Consider the following 15,520-nt stretch of genomic DNA (forward strand, 5'->3'; position numbering starts at 1 on the left):
GTGTACCAGGTTGGCGAGGTTGCCTTAGGTCATAGGAAGAAAAAAAGAGAAACACTGTATTTGAATGGGTTCTTGGGGAAAAAAAATAAGTTTTTGATTAATTAAGGAACAATAGGAATTCCAGATTTTTAAAAAATATGAAATTATTTGGTCAGGTTGCTTATAAATTGGGCAGAGTGTAACAATAGTCTTGAATATTCATTTTCTTTAGGCGAGCGTAGGACAAGTTCTAGGAGTTGGTTTAAAATGACTCCGTACTTGGTTTTTGCCAGATCAGGGTAGGTTTCCGATAAATGATTACCATTCAATTTCATGTCCGTGAGGAGAAGGGGAGGTCCTTCTTCCCAAATTTGGACAAAATGTTTCACGGTGTCACCAAAAATAGGTTTAAGCTTTAAAATGAATTCTGGGGTGATAGGAAACCTTGTTTGAAAGTGTCGTTTAACGGGCGCAAGGAATTCTTTTTTCAGAATAAATTCATCATCTTTTTTTGTCTTTTCTGTGTTTTCCCACTTGGCTATTAATTCAAAGAACAAAAGACAGTCTTTTATATTTTGACCAGAAAATTTTAAAGTCCGAAGGATTGATTCCAACTCCTTTAAGGAGATTTTTTCTAATATTGCAAAAAATGAAAACGCTAACTGTAAACCAATTAGTTCTTTCGAAGTTTTGTCTAACTTTTCTAAGACATGATAATTTGCGGTTAGTATCTGCGGCAGGTTAGTGAGGAAAATTTGAAAGATGTTTTCGTCAACTAACAACTGTATCATGCGAGATGGATGGGGTCCGGAAAAAGATTTGAGTACTTCGTCCTGGAATCTCTCTAATGATATTTTTTTTGTAATGTGCTTAGTTTTTTGAATCGCATTTTTCGTTTCTGGTTCGATTACAAAATCTAACGTACTTGCAAATCTTAATGCTCGAATAGGACGTAAGCCATCTTCTGAAAAACGTTGGATTGGGTCCCCGATGGTACGAATTGTCCGTTCTTGGATATCTTTTTGTCCAAAATGTTCATCAACAAGAATTCCTGTAGAAATATCGAATGCCAAAGCATTCATTGTAAAATCTCTACGTTTTAAATCTTCTGACAATGTTGTACCAAATTCTACATTATCTGGTCTCCTACCATCAGTATAATCTTTATCAATGCGATAGGTAGTAATTTCGTAGTTGGTTCTATCTAAAACAACCGTTACTGTACCGTGTTTTATTCCTGTGTCTATCACAGTTCTAAATAAACGTTTTACTTGTTTCGGTTCGGCGTTAGTTGTTAAATCGTATTCTTTGGGAGCTTTACCCATGACAAGATCGCGAACTGAACCTCCGACAAGGTAACATTCAAAGCCTTCTCCTTTCAGAGCAGAATCAATTTGCACTAAGTGATTAAGAAATTTTGTAGGAATTAGGGAACGTAAATCTATTGGCAATTTCTACATTTGCCTCTGAACACAATTTCGACCGATTCTGTAGAAAAACCTTTCAAGTGTTTTGCGGATGGAATTCCATTCCAAGGATCATCAATACATTCGATTTTTCCACAAACGTTACAAATCAAATGTCCATGTGCCGCTGATACTACGTGATTCCCGTCCGACTTTAACTCAAAATAGGTGACTCGATCTGTTGAATGTAAGGAATTCAACAGATTTTTTTCTTCCAAATCAGATAAGGCTCTATAGATGGTGACTCGATCCCAGGATTCTTCTTTTGGAAGTTTTTCCATGATTTCTTGGTGATTGAGGGGCCTTGGGGATCCTTGAAGAATGGACAAAACTTGTTCACGATTTTTCGTTACTTTCAGTCCGATTTTTTTTAGTATTTGAGAAGGATCGCCTGCCATGATTTGTTTATCCTGTGGTGGGGGGAGATTGTCTATTCTAAAATCACGTTTGCTTTCCAGATTTCCCAATACCGAATTCCCATTTGAGTATGGATTTGTAAGAACTCCTCAATTTCCTTACCCTTTGTTTTATCCACAATGACAGGGGCTATTCCCAAATCCAATTTACGATTGAGGATGGAATCGATTTCTTCTTTAGCGGATTTCGTGACTTGGTCACAATCGTCTTTACGATCTACCAGTTGGTTTTTGTTTTTTTCGCAGAAAGTTGCTGATACGAAGGAAGATTGTGATTCTAATAATTCATCTAATTGACGAGTGGCGGATTTTTTGCACTGAGTTAAAGAGGTGGTTATCGAAACGACTAAAAAAGTCGCCATCCAAATTCGAAAAATCAAATCTTAGAATCCTGTGCCAAGTTGGCTAGTTGGTCAGCTCTCGTATTTTGTTCGCGCGGAATGTATTGAATTTCAAAATTTTGAAACGATGATTTTAAGGAATCGCATTTATTTTTAAACACAAGTAGATCTTTGTTTTTAACTTTATATTCGCCTTTCATTTGTTTGACGACAAGTTCAGAATCTAATCGGAATTTAATCTTTTGTAAATTCTGTTTGATTGCTTCTTCCATTCCTCGGAACAATGCTTGCCATTCTGCAACATTGTTCGTTGCATTTCCAATTTTTTCCGACAGGAAAAAAAATTCGATTCCATCATTGTTTTGAAACGAAACCCCGATCGCAGCAGGGCCTGGATTTCCACGGGAACTACCGTCACAGTAAATGAAGGTTGTATCTTTTGACGACATAGCCAACAGTCTTTTTGTGAACTCAATCTTCACCAATCAAAAACCTGAACTAATCATAAAAAAAACTTTTAGATTTTGAATTATGAAGGACTTTTTTCCGACTCCGTGGTAAACGGAGCGTATTGGGTGGCGGGTGGATAACCCCACCCAGTCCAGATAGGGCGGGGACATCTACCTAAAAATCCCAACCTCCCCTAAAAAAGGAATTATATGACCGAACGGGGATTGGGTGCCCTCACCATGTTTGAAAACCGCCTTCGTAAATTGAAGAAGGAACGCGAAAAGTGGGCAAAACGAGAATCGATTACATGTTACCGCGTTTATTCTGAAGACATTCCACAAGTTTCTTGCATATTAGATCGCTACCCGAACGGGTTCGTGTTATATGATAAAAGTTCTGTTCGCTTTCAACTGGAGGATGGGCATGATGAACGTTTTGATCGAATTGCCGCGATTGTGAGAGACGTATTTCAAATCACAGAAGACCAATTGTATTTAAAAAGAAGGAAAAAACAAAAAGGATTAGATCAATATGACAAATTGGCCATTGAAGGAAATTATGAGTGGGTCAATGAATCTAATTTAGAATTTAGAATTAATTTATCTGATTATTTAGATACGGGACTTTTTTTGGATCACCGTATCACGAGAGATTGGTTAAGAAAAGCCTCAAAAGATAAATCTGTATTGAATTTATTTTCATACACAGGTGCATTTTCCGTCTACGCAGCGTCAGGTGGTGCAAAAAAAACAAAAAGTGTCGACCTCTCGAAAACTTACTGCGATTGGGCATTGAAAAATTTAGAACACAATGGCTTCCAATCTTCTAATCACCAAATTATAAATGCAGATATTTTGCAATGGATCGAAGAGGAAACTAAAAACCCTAATAGAGAGCGTTATGATTTAATTTTCTTGGATCCTCCCACCTTCTCCAATAGTAAAAAAATGCGAGAGGAATGGGATGTACAAACAAAACATAGAAATCTTCTTTTATTACTTTTAACAAAATTTCTTACTGAAAATGGAGAAATTTGGTTCTCTACCAATTTTAGAAAATTCAAAATGGAAGTTGCTGACGAGGAGTGGAGGGAACGAGGTTTCCTTTGTATCAATCGTTCCAAAGAATCAATTCCTGCAGATTTTCGGGATGAAAAAATCCATCAGTTATTCCGCATCAAACCTGATCCAGCCGTAAAAAATTAATATTTTACAAAGGGATCAATCCGTTCTGCTAGGATTCTTCGATTTTCACCAGACTGCAAAGACAAGATTCCTCGCATGATCGCCTGTCTTTCGTTACTCTCTCGTTTGGCGACAACTTTGAGTTGGTTCGAAATAGGGAGTAATATTAAGTTTGCAAACGAGATCCCATAAAATGTGGCGATGAAGGCTGTAGCAATTCCTTGCCCCAGAACTTTTGTGCCTCCATCTAAATTTTCAAGAACCGTAACAAGGCCGAGTACGGTTCCAATGATACCGACTGTAGGTGAAAAACCTGCGGCAGTTTCAAAAACTTTCGCTGATTTTAAACCATTCTTTTCTTCTTCTTCATGTGCTTCCCATAGAATTTCTTCAATCGTCCTTGGATCTGATCCATCCACAATCAATTGAATCCCTTTTTGTAAAAAAGGGTTTTCTAATTTTTTGGCTTCATCTTCTAAAGATAATAATCCATCTTTTCTAGCTTTTTCCCAAAAACGAAAAAATATTAACTTTAAATCCCTTTCTTTTTTTCTTGAAAGAGCAAAACGTGTGTCCCTTACTGCTTTCGTTACTTGGGAAATGGAATAGGATGCAAACGTAGCACCTAACGTACCACCTACGATCAGTAGCATTGCAGGGAGATGAAAAAAAGACCTTAAGGAAGCACCTTCTATTAAAATAGCAACAAATACCGATAAAACGGCAGCTAGGATTCCGAGTAGTGTTGAATGGATCATTGAATTCTTGCCTCTCTCACATCAGGTCGAACACTCAACCTTCTAAGTGAATCTTTTTTTTCTATAACTTCGTTCTTTAGTCTCTCCCAAATTACTGAATCTGGGTTTTCTCGTATTCTAACTGAGATTAAGGGTTCTACTTCTTTCCAGTTTTCTTGGTTGATGAATAGTCGAACGCGCGCTAACTCTAATTCGTTTGCTTGTTCAATTTGATTTCTGGACCTATAATATTTTTCCAGTGCGCTCATTGTAATTAGAGCACGATTCCAATCTCTCAATGATTCAAACATAGGAATTAATGAGTTCCATGCAAATTCTTGAAATTCTGGATCAGAACTCAGGTCTTCGAGGATAGGAATATATTCTGACTCTGGCGTTGTGAATTTTAAGCTATTAAAAGCTATACGTAATAAGTCTGGTTTCGGTGGTTCAAATTTTCTTGCAATGGCAATGGAGTCTAACGCAAGTTTGTTTTGTTTTATGTTGTGATAGAATCTTGCGTATTCAGAAAAAGATTCATAGTAAAGATGTTTAATTTCAAGTGCATCCTTTCGTAAATCACCAGAAGAATACTTTAATACTGAATCTAAAACAGTGACAACTTCCGGAGCTGTTGAATTATCTAATTTTTCGTTAAAATACTTTAGTTTCCAATCGTTTGGAAGTGTTGAGGCAAATCCAATTTTGGATTCCATATAACTTGGGTAATAAATATCGAAATTCCAGTATGACTTCCTATTTAAAAGGGAGAGAGCATTGATATGGTGAAACTGATTGGATTTATTGCGAGTTGTTAGAATCATAAAGGGGTGTTGTTCTTGGCTCAACCTTTCAATATAAGAAATGATCTGTGATTGGTTGGAGCTAAGCCCTAAAACAACAGTTTTGCCTTTGATTTCAGAACGTTTCGGTAGAAAGGGGTTTGATTTAAATGGTAAAACAGATTTATAAAATATAAAATCTTCTTCATTAAACGCAATGTTGGTTGTTGCAAACGGAATAGGATCAAAGATTTCTTTTTTGGAAAACGGAGAATTGGTTCGTATTGTCGGTGGAGAAAAGAAAATTAATACAATGAACGTTGCAATAACCAACATCAATAATCTTGGAGTCCGAATGATGTGTTTTTGCATCAAGTATGGATAAATCAAAACAGGAACAAATAACAACGTTAATATAGTTCGTAATCCCGTTGGTAAATTCCAAAAGTATAATAAAAAAGAAAGGCCTAGATAGATACTTGTTTCCAATCCTATAAAAAGATATTCTTTGTATGGAGTTTTGTTCGGTTTGAAAAAGCCAACTATGGAGCCGGTAATGATACATAGTGCGATAAAAAAAGAACTCCAATAGGTTTGATAAATAAAAAAGAAAAAAGCAAATAGGAGTGCAACTCTTCCAATAAAAAATACTGCTTTTGTTTCTTTTTTTAAACCGCCAAGTAAAGACAATACTCTACCGAAAATCACAGAAAAAGAAATAGAGAGGATCAGTGGAATTTTTGGTCCAGGTTGAAAATAAATATGTAAAATACAGTAAGAGATAAGTAAAGAAAGTGCAGATCTGTAAAAAGGTGCAAATAATGGGTGTTTGCCGATCTTCGAGCGAATTTTGTAAAACTTGCTAGAATAGGGGCTTCGTTGTACAAAAGTACTTATAAAATAGAAAGATAAAAAAATGTATAATACACCTAACAAAACTTTCATGGAATAGTTTTGGTTTGGTTCGAACAACGAATAAAAAGTAAATACTGTCACACCAAGTGCAAAACTTAAAAAACGGAAATCACGTAAGGAGCCGCCATAAATTCCTACAGAGAAGGCGGATAAAATACCGCTGAGCAAAACAAATTCAAAAGAAAAAATATAATCGATCAGAAACTCTGCAGAATTGGCTCTAAAAAACCAAAAAATCTGTATGACTGCAGCAACTAACAGTGCAATCGCTAATCCAGCAGGTAACGTCTGTTTGTATTTCCTATAAATAAATCCTGCCGAAAATGAGATCACAAGTAGAATCTGTAATACAGGATACGCAGTGTCCGTGCGATCGATAAGAGCTAGTTCAGACCCGGCTACATAAAAAAACAGAGAGAGTGCGTAACCGATGGAAAGGCTAAGACTAAACTCCAGTGAAGGGAAGAGGCCGGTTTCCCAGAAACGTTTCCATTGAGAATCCATAGAATTTGCTACCAAAGATGTTTGATAGCCCTCATTCGCAAACTAAAGAAAATCTAATTTTATTTGGCGGTGCACAAAATGTTTGACCAAATGGACCCTTATGCCGATTTTGACTATAACTATGCTCACGTTTTTATCTATATCGTTTTTGGTTCTATACGGCTTTGACATTTTGGTTTTGTTCTACTTCGGGTTACACACTTACCTCATGGTTTTTTTGTATAGCAGATACAAACAAAACTGTGCGGAAGATGAAACCAAGTTGTTATCGATTAAGGATAAAAACCTTCCAACGGTAACGGTTCAATTACCAATTTTTAACGAGTTTTATGTGGTAGATCGATTGATCGAATCAGCCTGTAACTTAGAATACCCAGCAAAAAAACTACAAATCCAAGTCCTTGATGATTCCACAGATGAAACCATTGAAAAGGTGGCAAATCTTGTTTCTCAGTACAAGAAAAAAGGAATTTGGATCGAACACGTCCATAGAACCAATCGAAAAGGACACAAGGCCGGTGCTTTGGATGAGGGAATGGCAAAAGCTAAAGGCGATTATATTGCCATCTTTGATGCTGATTTCACTCCTGATTCGGATTTTCTTCTCCGCACCATGGGTTACTTTGATGACGAATCCATCGGAATGGTTCAAACTCGCTGGGGCCATATCAACGAAACTTATAATATTTTAACCAAAGCGCAAAGTTTTGGAATCGACGGTCACTTTATGATCGAACAAGTCGCAAGAAACGGTGCAAGCCTCTGGATGAACTTCAATGGAACCGCCGGAATCTGGAGACGTTCTTGTATTGAAGATGCCGGTGGATGGGAACATGATACACTCACAGAAGACTTCGATCTTTCTTACCGTGCCGAACTCAAAGGTTGGAAGTTCCGTTACATCAAAGATGTAGTTTGTAAAGCAGAGATTCCTGCGACTATGAACGCATACAAAGCGCAACAATTTCGTTGGTGTAAAGGTTCCATCCAAACTGCAGTGAAACTCATTCCACGCATTTGGAAGTCCAAGGAGTCTTGGAAAATCAAAGGGGAAGCAATCACCCATTTAATTAATTATTCTGTTCATCCTCTCATGATCATCAATATCCTTCTCACAGCTCCTCTCCTACTTATGGAATATTGGGCAGGGTTTAAGATGGATGACCTCCCTATGGAAATTCTATTTGGATCCGCCGCGGTTCTTTCCGTTGGCTCTATGGGACCCGTGATTTTTTATGCTTATTCCCAAAGAGAAATCCACAAAAACTGGAAATCCAAATTGGTTTACCTTCCTATCCTTGTGATGATTGGAACGGGAATTGCAGTTATGAATACCTATGCTTGGGTAGAAGCTGTTTTTGGCATCCAATCCGGGTTCAAACGAACTCCGAAACTCCGAATTGAAAAAGAAGGGGATAGTTTACAGGACAAAATCAAATACGTGGTTCCTGTCGATTACCGAGCTTTCCTCGAATTCTTTATGGGAGCTTATTGTGTATTTTGCATTTATTTATCCTTCATGGTCGGAAAACCATACATGATCGGTTTTATGGTTCTCTATTCCATTGGATTTTTCTATGTCTCTTACCTCTCTGTTGCAGAGTCGTTTTGGAAATTTAAACCAGCGACCAAAGCAGAAAAGGAACTTCGTGCCGTCGCTTAAGGAAAGAGCGATGGTACTTACTTGACGAAACCTTTCCTTCCAAAAAGCTGTAAATTCAACCTAGGTTCAGGGGTCATCCATGAGTGAAAAAGTCTACTGCGCGAACTGTTTGCATTGTGTTGTCGTTCGCCAATACGAATCGGAGCAAGATAAATACATTCTTCGAGTCAAATGTAACAAGAAGAAATGGTCAAAACGTTCCGGTGAAGAAAAACTTTATAAATACTTCACTGTAGCTCGTCGTATGCAAACCAACTGCGAGTATTATGAAGAAATGGGAGAGATTCTACCTTATATCAAGAACTTGAAAAAAGAACTCCCTATCAAAGACGAAATCTACATGGTGAAAGCCGTCTAAATTATTATTGGCGTGTTGTTCCCCAGGTTACCTCGCGCCTTCGCTCGCAAACTTCACAAAACTGAAAATAAAAAAGAACGGACGATTCAGGGTCAATTCCTGATCCCCGTTCCTGCGGGCAGCGTTCTCTCTGATTCCTATCCCACACGTGTGGTTCATGGTCAAGTTATGCTTGCACATAACGGAAAGAAGGTGCTTGCTCCAGTGAATGGAGTGGCAAGTCTTACTGCAGACCAAAAGTTTTTTCAGATCAAACAAGATGGTTCTTGGTCGACTACTTCGCCTTACCAATTTCGACAATATGATCTCCCTACACTTTTAGAATCCTTTGACGAAGGTGCGTTATACTCCTTGGATTTGTTGGAAACACCTTTAAAGGATTACTTTCAAAAATTCAGTAAAGATTCTACTTTTAAAATTGTATTATCACCATTTTGCAGATACCAACATCTCAATTTTGAAGAGATGATCCTGCGTGATATGAAAGTTGCTTACCAGGCATTTTTTGAACTTTTACAAATCATTTTTCCTAAAGCAGAGATATCCAATTTTTTTAAAGTACCATCTTTAGATTTTGAACATCCAGATGGAATACCTGAGTATTTTTTACACAGACAATTCCACGAGCCAGTGTTTCAAACTAGAAAGTCTTTGGTGAATCACGAAGTATTATTTTTAGGTGGAGAAACAATATTTCATATTTTAAGAAAGTTATATTATAATGAACCTTTTACCAAAAGGCATTTAGCTGTTTTTTTGGTGGATAGAAAAGGTCGAATGGATGTGGAACCTAGACGGTTCTTTTTGACAAATGGTCAATCGTTAGCTTTCATTCCTGCCAACTTAGACAAACGTTATAAAATTGCTTCCTTTGAAACTGTGTTCGAAGAAGTAAAACCTCTGGATGTAACTTCATTAGGATATTTCAATATATACGAACATTATTCTATTACACTTTATGAGAAACTTCCTGCATCTAGGAAAGAATTCAGCTGTATTGATTGTATGGAGTGTAATAATTATTGTCCAACTCATGCAAACCCAGTGCAACTCATCAAAGGAAAAACTGAAGAGTTTGAAAAGAGTCTTTGTATATCCTGCGGAATTTGTACAGTTTATTGTCCTTCTGGAATTGATATTCGAAAAAGAATTGAAGGAGTTTTGGTTTAACCATCGTTAAATTATGTTAAAGAACCTTTATATTCTTTCTGAAAATAGTTGGGGAATTAAATCTTCTGAGATCTTTGCGGATTTCTTTTATTTTCTAACCTTGATGGGATTTCTTGGTTTTGCACTTGCCCATGTTTTCCCAATTCCATTTTTACCAATAGCCGTTGGATCTTTCATTACACTTTTGTATTTAGGACTTTGTATTCGTGCAAACCAGTCTCCGTATTGGCTTGGTTTACTTTCTCAATTGTTGATTGTTTTTTTGATTTTGCCAGTGACTTGGTTACATCCTGTGTTGTTACCTGTTGCATTCGTATTTGCTTTGGTGGTTCATTACCTTCTAAGTCAGCAGTATTCTTTAAGAGTACCGATTTTTACTTTAGTTCTTCTTTTTGTTTTAATCTGGGATAGTGTATTTTCCTTACTTGGTTATTCTTTTCGAACCCCAGTTGAACTTGTTTCTTGGACAGGAATTCCTTTCGAGTCTTCACTGCTTCCAATGACCTTACCTTTGTTTTCTGTTCAACCATTCCATGGACTTACTTTTTTATCATTCTTCGATACTTTGGGAATTTTTGCTTTGGTAGGAATCGCATGGGTTGCCTTTCGAAGGACAGTTTTACTTGGCTTTTTTTTGGGTTGGATTTTATTGTTTTCAGTTTGGGGGATTGGCTCAGGCCAACTTAACTTTAACTGGATTCTCTCTTTTGCTTCCCTTACATTCTTTTTGCATTTGAGTCCGGGACGGAATTTTTACGGATCCTACTATGTTTCCTTACTTAGTTTTGTCATTTTACTTCCCATCTCGTTTTTTTTGGGTAAAATGGGACTCAGTGCTGTTTTGGTATTGGTTGTTTTTTTTCTGTTAGAAGGCCTCTTTGTCAGGGTTTTTCTTGGAAAATAAGTCGATCTTGAAAAGGTGGGAGTAAGTTAACCGTATGAATCAACTTCTGGAGATTCTGGACCCTAAAAATATCATTTTTGATTTCAAAGCTTCTACAAAAGAAGATGCGATTCGAAAGATGATATCTCATATGGTCGCCACACAATCGTTAGATCCTGTCCATGAAGAGGAAACTGTTTCTTCTTTAATGAACAGAGAAAAATCTATGTCAACTGGCATTGGTAGTGGTGTCGCGATTCCTCATTGTTCTGTTCACTATTTAAATGAATTAAAATGTGCTATGGCAATTGCACCTCAAGGTATCGACTTTGATGCTTTGGATCATGGTTTAGTGCAAATATTTATCATGCTCATTGTTCCTAAAAATAAGTTTCAAGATCATATTAAGACATTGGCACTAATTGCAAAAACTCTCAATATCCCAGAAGAACGAGAGAAACTCATTAAAGCCAAGAATTTCGAAGAAATCCAAAAGGCATTCCTTTCGAAAAGTTAATCCAGTGAAGTCGGAAGTTTTCCGTTTTCTTTATTTTTTGTTACTGTTATCCTGCATCAGTAGTTTTGTATCAGAGTTTCACACAAAAGATAAATCATATTTGTATGCTGATGTTGGGATGACGGCCACTGCCACACAAGAAAAGGATTTTTTGTCTACCTACCTTCAGTTTTGGAAATCTTTAATTTTTGAATCGGGAGGCAAAACTGAAAATGGTGAGGAAGTATATTCTCATATTGCCAATCGTTTTCTTTCTACCTTTCATTTAGCGATCTTTAGTCTACTATTTGGATCCATTTTTGCGTTTGGACTTTCACTTTGTGCCACTTACTTTCGTTCTCGTCTTTTCTACGACCTAGTTTCGTTTAGTGCTAACCTAATTTTATCTACTCCTATCTTTATCGTCGCCATTCTTTTGTTAATTGTGTTTTTCTATCGATTGGAGGTTTTTCCTCCTGGTGGGTATGAACCGGGTAATACGTATTATGTTGTGTTGCCGGGTATAGCATTGGGTTCAAGAATATATGCAAGAATGTCTTTGTATTTATTGCCTGAAATTCGAAAGGAGGCAGATTCGAAATACGTTCAGTTGTTGCAGACTCGTTCCTATCCTTGGAGCCATATCGTCGGTAAGGAGATTTTTTTAAAAGTCCTTCCTGTTGCACTCATTCTTCTTGTCCTGGATTTTGGATCTTTGTTGTCGGGCGCCATGGTGGTAGAAGAAATTTTCTTTTTTCCTGGAATTGGAAAAACATTATACTATTCGATTAAATCAATGGATACAAAGTTATTAGCAACGTTACTGATGTATTCAGGGATTTTATTTTATGTTCTGAACAGGATAGGTTTTTACCTTCAGCGATTTTTTTCCGGTGGGGTTTGAAGATGAAAATTCATACCTTGATAAGATTTTCTTTTTTTTGTTTGGTTCTTGGTGGTGTGATACTTCTGTCCGCACCTACAAATGTAGATTTGACAAATAATAATTTACCAATGTTTTCAAAGGGATTTTTTGCTGGCACGGATCGATTGGGTCGTGACAACTTAGCTCTGTTTTGTTATGGATCTTTATCCACCATTGTGCTTGTAGTGCCTGCTCGCATTTTAACGATCATTGTTTCTTTTGTTTTGTCTGCGTTTTCGTTATTCTTTCCTAAAAAATCGGATTGGATTCTTTCTGGGATTGTTTCTGTATCCCTTGCGATTCCTTCTCTTCTGTCTGCTTTGGTTGTGATTAGTTTGTTGCCTGACAATCCATTTGCAATTTTTATTGCTATCTTGGTTTCAGATTGTGCATTGTCATATGAAACGCTTACTGCAAAGATTCGCGAAATCAAACAAAGTTCGTATTTATCGGCATCCCTTTGTATGGGTGCCAAACCTTACCAACTTATTTTTTTGCATTATCTTCCTGCTCTTCGTGATATGTTCGGATTTTTGTTTTTTTCCGGATTACCAGGGGTAGTAATGACTACTGCTTTGTTTTCCTATTTAGGAATCCAAACATCAATAGGCGAAACAGGTCCTGGACTCGGGGAACAGATCTCATTTTCGAAAGATTATTTTGATAAGTCACCCGTTTCCGTTTTGCTTCCGATCGTTGCCATTTTAACTTTGGTGTATTCTTTGGGATCTAACCAGAAAAAGAATGAAACATAAAATTTCCGCATTACTCATCATCCTTGGTCTTGTATGCAATGTTCTACCATTGTATTCGATTGATGATTATTATAATTTTCCGAAACAAAGTTACAAAGGAAGTGTGACTTATGAATCCTCTCGGAATCTGTGTTTGTTTTCATTTGCTGCTACAAGTTCAGATCCCACCAAGGAATATCTCTCTAAAGGAATTCCTTCTGTTTTACTTTCGGAACTTCGCAGTTTAGAATATACCTATGTGGAATACCCAAAGGCAAATATAATTTATCATTCGTTTGGTGAGGCTCCTACATCAACTCTGCAAGAAAGGATAGATGCAGAGTCTCCAAATGTGAAAAGAAAAAAGAGAGAAATCAATGATGAGAAAGATCTGCAGGATTTGCGATCTGGTAAAAAACAACTGGCTCCTGAGAAAGATCCGCGTTATGTAAAGGTTACAATTAGGCAACTCTGGGATAGAAAACCTCCTAAACCCGATGAATCTTTTGGTTTGGCCACAAAATTAAATTGTGATTACATGATTACTGGATCTTTCGAAGTTAAAGATTCAGAACTTGTCACTAAAGTTTTTTTATATGATGACTTTGAAGGAAAAACAATTCCTTTTGAACATAAAACTTCCTTAACACGTGCTTACCAAGAAATGGGCCCACTGGGAGAATCGATTCGAGAAAAATTACAAGGTAAAGACACAACTTCTGTTGAAGTCTCTGCTTCAGGAGAAGAAGGTGCACTTGTTTATTTAGATGGAATTTATTTAGGAAAAACACCTTTAACTGGAAAAAAGTTTCCCGTTGGAAAAAGATCCTTATTTGTTTTCAAGGAAGGGTTTCATCCTTACAAACAAGATGTTCAGTTAGAAAAAGGTAAAATCTTTCAGTTCGAAGTTAAACTCTCTTTGAAATTAAGTAATTCTTTTATATCGGTTACTTCCAATGTGGAATCGGATGTTTACTTAGGAATTCAATATCTAGGGAAAACTCCTTTGCATCATATTCCCATTCCTTCGGGTTTGAATCGATTGCGAATCTCGAAGGAAGGTTATATTGATAGCTTTCGAGCCGTCGACGCAGTGGACAATGAAGAAGTGAATTTCAATGTAGAAATGAGAGAAGGTAATACAGAAGTTTATTATAAGAATAAACAGAATGTGTTTTTGGATCATACATATAAAGATTTTGCCACCTATTCTTTGTATGGTTCTCTTTTGTTTTACGCAAGTTATGTATATTTGAATTATGCATCAAGGCAAGCATATTCTGCAGCTAGGTCCCAAGTGACTCTTGTAAATGCAGGTGCTATTTCTTCTTTTTATGGGAATAATCCAAATGAGTTTTTCTTTTGGTATGGAGTTCAGAACTCTATCATCGATGATGCCGAATCAAAAGGTAAAAACTTAAAGCGAGTTGCAGGAACTCTTCCTATGGAGAATCGAAAAGATCGTCAATTAGTGGCTGGCCCTATGGTAATTATGATGGGACTAATGCTTGTATCGGTAGCTACTTTTTACATTTTAGGTCTTGATGAAGAAACTGTGGAGTTTGGCTATTTGCCCTTAAATCCGTCTGCAGTAAGTTATGGGCAGAATGCACGCGAAGGATATAGTTATATGCAGTTTAATATGCGTTACTGAAAAAAATACTGATATAAATTATTTTTTTCTTAGTTTCAGCATCTCTTTTCTCCTTAAGTTGTGTTTGGCGATGATTCTATTTTTATAATCTTTTTGTTTGTTTTGGAGATTCATTGATTGTGATGGACTGTTTGACCTTCCGAGTTTTATTGCCGAATGAATTTGAAATGTTTCACCTGATTGCTGATTGGTATTTTGATGAATGGAAAATCCCTATCGAAAAAACATTGTTAAAACTGGGATCAATCACTTCGGACGATTCTCAGTTCCAAGTCATTGTTATGCAGGGTGATGTGGCAGTGGCAACTGGCGGTATATATCATCATGTTGGCCTTTTAGAAAAGGAACCACGATTTAAAGAACACAAACACTGGTTAGGTTTGGTATATACAATACCAGATTTCCGGCATCAAGGTATAGGTGCAGAGCTTTGTCAGTATATTGAAGGAGTCGCTGAGGTTCGGGGCATTCGGGAAGTTTATTTGTTTTCTGATACGGCTGTTCCCTTATACAACCGTCTTGGTTGGAGTGAGGTTGAAACTGTTGTCTATGGCCAGAGAAGTGTGACGGTAATGAAGAAAGAATTGTGAAAGGTTAAATGCAATTTAATGTGGGGTATAAGAAAGTAGACTTTCCCCGCCCTGATCGAACTGGGAGGGGTAATCCACCCGCCACCCAATGACTCCCTTCTATCACGATCTCCCATTTCTTCCAACTATGATTTGCCTTACAGAAAAAAATTTCTGATTAAGTTCACCTTTCCCACAAGATACATGTAAAAAAGAATAACAACCAACAAGCCTTTCTAACAATACCGCCACTATGTTTGCATAATGCAAATCCCAATCGAACAAAACGCATCC

The 15,520-nt window shown here is 37.0% G+C and carries 16 protein-coding genes; 10 read left to right on the forward strand and 6 right to left on the reverse strand.

Translation table 11 applies throughout. The features are described from left to right. Positions 1–143 precede the first annotated feature (143 nt). From EHR07_RS14425 to EHR07_RS14440, 4 genes are read right to left on the reverse strand one after another with little or no spacing between them, the layout of a single operon-like run. Positions 144–1,430: a CCA tRNA nucleotidyltransferase gene (locus EHR07_RS14425; RefSeq protein WP_135745705.1), complete on the reverse strand. Its 1,287-nt coding sequence runs from the start codon at positions 1,428–1,430 to the stop codon at positions 144–146. Continuing rightward, positions 1,421–1,843, reverse strand: a complete 423-nt coding sequence (locus EHR07_RS14430; RefSeq protein WP_002986407.1) for a Fur family transcriptional regulator — start codon at positions 1,841–1,843, stop codon at positions 1,421–1,423. The genes EHR07_RS14425 and EHR07_RS14430 overlap by 10 nt, the downstream gene beginning before the upstream one ends. A gap of 32 nt (positions 1,844–1,875) precedes the next feature. Next, on the reverse strand, positions 1,876–2,223 hold the full coding sequence (locus tag EHR07_RS14435) for a hypothetical protein (RefSeq protein ID WP_135746309.1): 348 nt from the start codon (positions 2,221–2,223) through the stop codon (positions 1,876–1,878). Positions 2,224–2,237: 14 nt separating this feature from the next. Next, complete coding sequence (locus EHR07_RS14440) at positions 2,238–2,651, reverse strand: ribonuclease HI family protein (protein ID WP_135745706.1); 414 nt, start codon at positions 2,649–2,651, stop codon at positions 2,238–2,240. Between the two features lie 210 nt (positions 2,652–2,861). Here EHR07_RS14440 and EHR07_RS14445 point away from each other — a divergent pair, with 210 nt between their 5' ends. Next, complete coding sequence (locus EHR07_RS14445) at positions 2,862–3,857, forward strand: class I SAM-dependent methyltransferase (RefSeq protein WP_135745707.1); 996 nt, start codon at positions 2,862–2,864, stop codon at positions 3,855–3,857. Here EHR07_RS14445 and EHR07_RS14450 read toward each other — a convergent pair. Then, positions 3,854–4,594 carry a motility protein A gene (locus EHR07_RS14450; protein WP_135745708.1) on the reverse strand — a complete coding sequence of 247 codons (741 nt, stop codon included), beginning with the start codon at positions 4,592–4,594 and terminating at the stop codon, positions 3,854–3,856. The genes EHR07_RS14445 and EHR07_RS14450 overlap by 4 nt on opposite strands. Next, positions 4,591–6,774 carry a hypothetical protein gene (locus EHR07_RS14455; protein ID WP_135745709.1) on the reverse strand — a complete coding sequence of 728 codons (2,184 nt, stop codon included), beginning with the start codon at positions 6,772–6,774 and terminating at the stop codon, positions 4,591–4,593. The genes EHR07_RS14450 and EHR07_RS14455 overlap by 4 nt, the downstream gene beginning before the upstream one ends. A gap of 121 nt (positions 6,775–6,895) precedes the next feature. Here EHR07_RS14455 and EHR07_RS14460 point away from each other — a divergent pair, with 121 nt between their 5' ends. The 9 genes from EHR07_RS14460 to EHR07_RS14500 all read left to right on the forward strand — a co-directional run bounded on the left by EHR07_RS14460 (position 6,896) and on the right by EHR07_RS14500 (position 15,247). Next, the gene (locus EHR07_RS14460) at positions 6,896–8,437 is read left to right on the forward strand and encodes a cellulose synthase family protein (protein ID WP_167483376.1); all 1,542 of its coding nucleotides are present in this window, start codon (positions 6,896–6,898) and stop codon (positions 8,435–8,437) included. 79 nt (positions 8,438–8,516) lie between these two features. Continuing rightward, positions 8,517–8,795: a hypothetical protein gene (locus EHR07_RS14465; protein ID WP_002973362.1), complete on the forward strand. Its 279-nt coding sequence runs from the start codon at positions 8,517–8,519 to the stop codon at positions 8,793–8,795. Between the two features lie 168 nt (positions 8,796–8,963). After that, positions 8,964–9,965, forward strand: a complete 1,002-nt coding sequence (locus tag EHR07_RS14470; protein WP_135746310.1) for an ATP-binding protein — start codon at positions 8,964–8,966, stop codon at positions 9,963–9,965. Positions 9,966–9,978: 13 nt separating this feature from the next. Continuing rightward, positions 9,979–10,869: a hypothetical protein gene (locus tag EHR07_RS14475; RefSeq protein ID WP_135745711.1), complete on the forward strand. Its 891-nt coding sequence runs from the start codon at positions 9,979–9,981 to the stop codon at positions 10,867–10,869. A 34-nt stretch (positions 10,870–10,903) separates the two neighbouring features. Next, positions 10,904–11,365, forward strand: a complete 462-nt coding sequence (locus EHR07_RS14480) for a PTS sugar transporter subunit IIA (protein WP_135745712.1) — start codon at positions 10,904–10,906, stop codon at positions 11,363–11,365. Between the two features lie 4 nt (positions 11,366–11,369). After that, positions 11,370–12,248 (forward strand): ABC transporter permease subunit, encoded by an 879-nt coding sequence (locus EHR07_RS14485; protein WP_135745713.1) that lies wholly within the window; start codon positions 11,370–11,372, stop codon positions 12,246–12,248. Positions 12,249–12,250: 2 nt separating this feature from the next. Continuing rightward, positions 12,251–13,024, forward strand: a complete 774-nt coding sequence (locus EHR07_RS14490; protein ID WP_135745714.1) for an ABC transporter permease subunit — start codon at positions 12,251–12,253, stop codon at positions 13,022–13,024. Next, positions 13,014–14,657 carry a PEGA domain-containing protein gene (locus tag EHR07_RS14495; RefSeq protein WP_135745715.1) on the forward strand — a complete coding sequence of 548 codons (1,644 nt, stop codon included), beginning with the start codon at positions 13,014–13,016 and terminating at the stop codon, positions 14,655–14,657. Before EHR07_RS14490 ends, EHR07_RS14495 begins: the two co-directional genes overlap by 11 nt. Positions 14,658–14,779: 122 nt before the next feature. Beyond that, a complete protein-coding gene (locus EHR07_RS14500; protein WP_135745716.1) occupies positions 14,780–15,247 on the forward strand; it encodes a GNAT family N-acetyltransferase in 468 nt (155 codons plus the stop codon). The last annotated feature ends 273 nt before the right edge of the window (positions 15,248–15,520 follow it).

Source organism: Leptospira bandrabouensis (assembly GCF_004770905.1).
GTDB classification, from domain to species: Bacteria; Spirochaetota; Leptospiria; order Leptospirales; family Leptospiraceae; genus Leptospira_A; species Leptospira_A bandrabouensis.

Coding starts and splice junctions, on each gene's coding strand:
- EHR07_RS14490 (WP_135745714.1), top strand. CDS start 12,251: ATGAAAATTCATACCTTGATAAGATTTTCTTTTTTTTGTTTGGTTCTT.
- EHR07_RS14430 (WP_002986407.1), bottom strand. CDS start 1,843: ATGGCAGGCGATCCTTCTCAAATACTAAAAAAAATCGGACTGAAAGTA.
- EHR07_RS14480 (WP_135745712.1), top strand. CDS start 10,904: ATGAATCAACTTCTGGAGATTCTGGACCCTAAAAATATCATTTTTGAT.
- EHR07_RS14435 (WP_135746309.1), bottom strand. CDS start 2,223: ATGGCGACTTTTTTAGTCGTTTCGATAACCACCTCTTTAACTCAGTGC.
- EHR07_RS14440 (WP_135745706.1), bottom strand. CDS start 2,651: ATGTCGTCAAAAGATACAACCTTCATTTACTGTGACGGTAGTTCCCGT.
- EHR07_RS14495 (WP_135745715.1), top strand. CDS start 13,014: ATGAAACATAAAATTTCCGCATTACTCATCATCCTTGGTCTTGTATGC.
- EHR07_RS14465 (WP_002973362.1), top strand. CDS start 8,517: ATGAGTGAAAAAGTCTACTGCGCGAACTGTTTGCATTGTGTTGTCGTT.
- EHR07_RS14475 (WP_135745711.1), top strand. CDS start 9,979: ATGTTAAAGAACCTTTATATTCTTTCTGAAAATAGTTGGGGAATTAAA.
- EHR07_RS14470 (WP_135746310.1), top strand. CDS start 8,964: ATGCTTGCACATAACGGAAAGAAGGTGCTTGCTCCAGTGAATGGAGTG.
- EHR07_RS14445 (WP_135745707.1), top strand. CDS start 2,862: ATGACCGAACGGGGATTGGGTGCCCTCACCATGTTTGAAAACCGCCTT.
- EHR07_RS14460 (WP_167483376.1), top strand. CDS start 6,896: ATGCTCACGTTTTTATCTATATCGTTTTTGGTTCTATACGGCTTTGAC.
- EHR07_RS14455 (WP_135745709.1), bottom strand. CDS start 6,774: ATGGATTCTCAATGGAAACGTTTCTGGGAAACCGGCCTCTTCCCTTCA.
- EHR07_RS14500 (WP_135745716.1), top strand. CDS start 14,780: ATGGACTGTTTGACCTTCCGAGTTTTATTGCCGAATGAATTTGAAATG.
- EHR07_RS14450 (WP_135745708.1), bottom strand. CDS start 4,594: ATGATCCATTCAACACTACTCGGAATCCTAGCTGCCGTTTTATCGGTA.